The organism is Lishizhenia sp. (assembly GCF_033720595.1).
Classification (GTDB): Bacteria; Bacteroidota; Bacteroidia; order Flavobacteriales_D; family Crocinitomicaceae; genus Lishizhenia.
In genome coordinates this window covers 1-3296 of the sequence record NZ_JAWWCF010000260.1, presented here as the reverse complement: position 1 = coordinate 3296, position 3296 = coordinate 1, and the positions used below count along the sequence as shown (strand labels likewise).

Annotated in this window: 4 protein-coding genes; all 4 read left to right on the top strand. The window is 36.8% G+C overall.

The genetic code is table 11. The features are described 5' to 3' along the window. Positions 1–365 precede the first annotated feature (365 nt). The 4 genes from R3333_RS13675 to R3333_RS13660 all read left to right on the top strand — a co-directional run bounded on the left by R3333_RS13675 (position 366) and on the right by R3333_RS13660 (position 3278). On the top strand, positions 366–776 hold the full coding sequence (locus R3333_RS13675) for a group III truncated hemoglobin (RefSeq protein WP_318959333.1): 411 nt from the start codon (positions 366–368) through the stop codon (positions 774–776). 79 nt (positions 777–855) lie between these two features. Continuing rightward, positions 856–1821 carry a hypothetical protein gene (locus R3333_RS13670; RefSeq protein ID WP_318959332.1) on the top strand — a complete coding sequence of 322 codons (966 nt, stop codon included), beginning with the start codon at positions 856–858 and terminating at the stop codon, positions 1819–1821. A 77-nt stretch (positions 1822–1898) separates the two neighbouring features. Then, positions 1899–2543: a hypothetical protein gene (locus tag R3333_RS13665; protein ID WP_318959331.1), complete on the top strand. Its 645-nt coding sequence runs from the start codon at positions 1899–1901 to the stop codon at positions 2541–2543. Positions 2544–2666: 123 nt separating this feature from the next. After that, a complete protein-coding gene (locus R3333_RS13660; RefSeq protein WP_318959330.1) occupies positions 2667–3278 on the top strand; it encodes a c-type cytochrome in 612 nt (203 codons plus the stop codon). Positions 3279–3296 lie beyond the last annotated feature (18 nt).

Sequence of the window (3296 nt, the reverse complement as noted above, 5' to 3'; positions counted from 1 at the left end):
CTAAAATGGGTATGGAACAAAAGGTTGATGACAATAAACTAAGACCAAGCGAAATCGCACATGTAGCCTCTAGTATGTTAGCAATGAATGATGTTGGCTTCATTACGGATGCTGCCGTTTGGGCAACTAACCCATGGAAATAAGTGTACATTAAATAGTCGTATATCCCCTTACTTCACCAAGGGAAAATACCCCTATTTTAAGTAATAGCAACAAGTCTTTCACAAAAGATACTACATTTATCATAAGCAATTCACAGAGCTTATTGAGTTTATTTTTAGTAATATAAAGAGGAGTTTTACTCCTCTTTTTTATTGACATATGTCATGTTTTCTTACAAGTTAAGAACCTAACTTTGTTTGAGTATGAAAACAATTGAAACCAGAAAGGATATAGAGCTGCTTGTGGAAAGCTTCTACACCAAAGTGAGGGCACACAATGAGCTAGGACCTATTTTCTCCCGTCACATTAAAGAAGATGAATGGCCTGAACATTTGAGTAAACTATCAGACTTTTGGGAAACAAACCTTTTTGGAGTTCGAAAATTTAAAGGAAACCCAACACAAAAACACATCAACGTTGACCAGGCACATCCAGGAGGTTTGGAACAAGAACTTTTTGGATATTGGTTACAGCTATGGATTGCTACCCTAGACGAACTATTTCACGGGAAGTTAGCTGAAAAAGCAAAGGATGCAGCGCGTAACATCGCTCACATTCAATTTTTAATCCTCTGGAAGAAGAAGAATACCCAAACAATAAATAATTTAGTTTAATTGAAATAAACAGTTTAACTTTAGTTAGATACCTTTTCAAAATAACCTTATACCACCTACACTTTAAAACTACATGGTTATGAAAACGCTACTACTCATGCTGTTAACAGTGATTACAAGTTCACTGTTAGCACAAACACCATCCGATAGTTCAACAGTTTCGGACACAAATCTTTACCGCTTAGTAACTACCGATGGCGGTGAAATTATCGGTCAAATTATTTCACAAGATGAACGAGAAATTTACTTTAAGACCACAGATGGCCGTAAAATTTATATCCCTCAATACACCGTAAAATCTATAGAAAAAATAAATACAAAGAATTTTAATAATAAGGGGGAATTTATAGGAGAAGACAAGTTTTCTACGCGGTATTTTTTAACGACTAATGGACTCCCAATTCACAAAGGAGAACATTACATCCAATGGAATCTATTCGGGCCTGACTTACAATTTGGAATCGGCGAAAATTTAGGTGTTGGTGTAATGACCTCATGGATAGGACTACCTGTAGTTGCAACCATTAAGAAATCTTGGATAATTGGCGAACAATCACAATTTGCGTTAGGAGCATTAGCAGGAACAGGTTCTTGGGCGCTACCTGAATGGGGAGGTGCACTCCCATTTGCAACGCTTTCTTTAGGAGACAGGTCTAGAAATATCGCTTTTTCAGGTGGGTATGGAGCCATACTCAATGATGGCGACTTAGAGGGTAGATTTGTCGCAAGCGTCGGGGGAATGTTAAAGATTTCTACAAAATTAAGTTTGGTTTTTGACTCCTTCTTCCTCTTACCCGGAGAACCTGAAATGAGAACAGAGACTTACTTAACTCAAGTGTACAACCCAAATACCATGCAGTATGAAAACCAAACGATAACCGAAACTTATCAAGATCAAAAAATGGGATTTGCTGTATTGGTACCTGGTGTTCGTTGGCATCAATCAGAAGGGAAAGCTTTTCAGTTCGGTTTTTCAGGAATAATTTATGACGGTGAGGTGCTATCAGTTCCCATCCCAATGGTTCAATGGTACAGAAGTTTATAGTCTACTCATATTTGTTCATAAAGCTCTTTTTTCAAATGATTTTTTTATCTTGAGACCTCCTAAGAAATCTATGAGCTATGAGCAAATTAAGAGCAATACTTTCTCTCTTTTTATTTTTCACCTTTGTGCATAATGCTTATGCTCAATATCCATTAATAAAGAAGAGAAGAACAAGTATTTCTCGTTTTCACGTGCATGAGCTCTACCCTTTTGCAACCATTACTTTTAAAGGAAAAACTCAAACTGGTTTACAAGAAAACTATGTGGTCGAAGGGTATATGGGAGGACTGGGATATTCCATTGTCTCTGCTCAAAAATTCAAAAAAATCGGATATGGATTTGCCCTAGAACCACAGTACAATAATATTTTATCTGACGCTTTATATGGCACTCCAGTTCGATTAGAAGACATCAAAGTTCCATTGATGTTTAAAATATCAAATGAAAACAAAGCAGATTTTGGTATCTACCCTTTTTTCAACAGTATAAGTTTTGGTGGATATATGAGTAGAAATTTGGCGATAAGTCCTAATTTCAGCATGAATAAGTGGGATTATGGAGCCTGTGCTTCTCTAGAGTTTGGACTTTTCTATGTTGACCTAAAATTTAATTACTTCTACAGTTTCAAGCAAAGGAACGATGAGAATGCAGAGGGATTTACCCGTCAACAAGTTTTTGCCTTTGGTTTAATGCTCCCCCTAAAACTATACGGTAAAGACTAATTTCCAACCGTTTATACTCCACCTGAAGACAAGTATTTTTTGTCAACTCACTTAATTCGAGTAAATTTAGTAGTATATATTAAAAGATATATAAACCCTCATTTTACACTAAATACTACTATTATGAAAACTACTCGCTTTTACATGATAGGGCTATTACTTTTGTTTTTAGCTCTACAAACTGCTTGTACGGATTACGCTGCAAGTAAAGACAATCAAGAAGAAACGGATGTTGCCGCACTACAGGATGATTCCGATGCTGTTATTAAACGAGGTGAATATTTGGTCATGACCATGGGATGTCACGATTGCCATTCTCCAAAAAAAATGGGACCTATGGGACCAGAGGTGATTCCTGAATTAATGTTATCTGGACACCATGGTGAAGATCTTTCACCAGTTTTTGACAGTATTAAACTTCCTCCTGGTTTCGCAGTAATGTTTCCTGATTTAACAGCAGCTGCTGGTCCTTGGGGAATTTCTTATGCTGCCAATTTGACCCCAGATGAAACAGGGATAAAATATTGGACAGAAGAGCAATTTGGAAAAGCTTTAAAAGAAGGTAAATCCAAAGGACTAGACGATACCCGTATGCTCCTCCCTCCCATGCCATGGATGAATTTCAAAGATTTGGCAGATGAAGATTTACATGCTCTCTTTACCTATTTGCAAAGTATTCCTCCTGTTGAAAATTTAGTTCCATTACCTAAAGTGAATATGCCTCCGATAGAGTAAGTCTTAACGGAAATATAT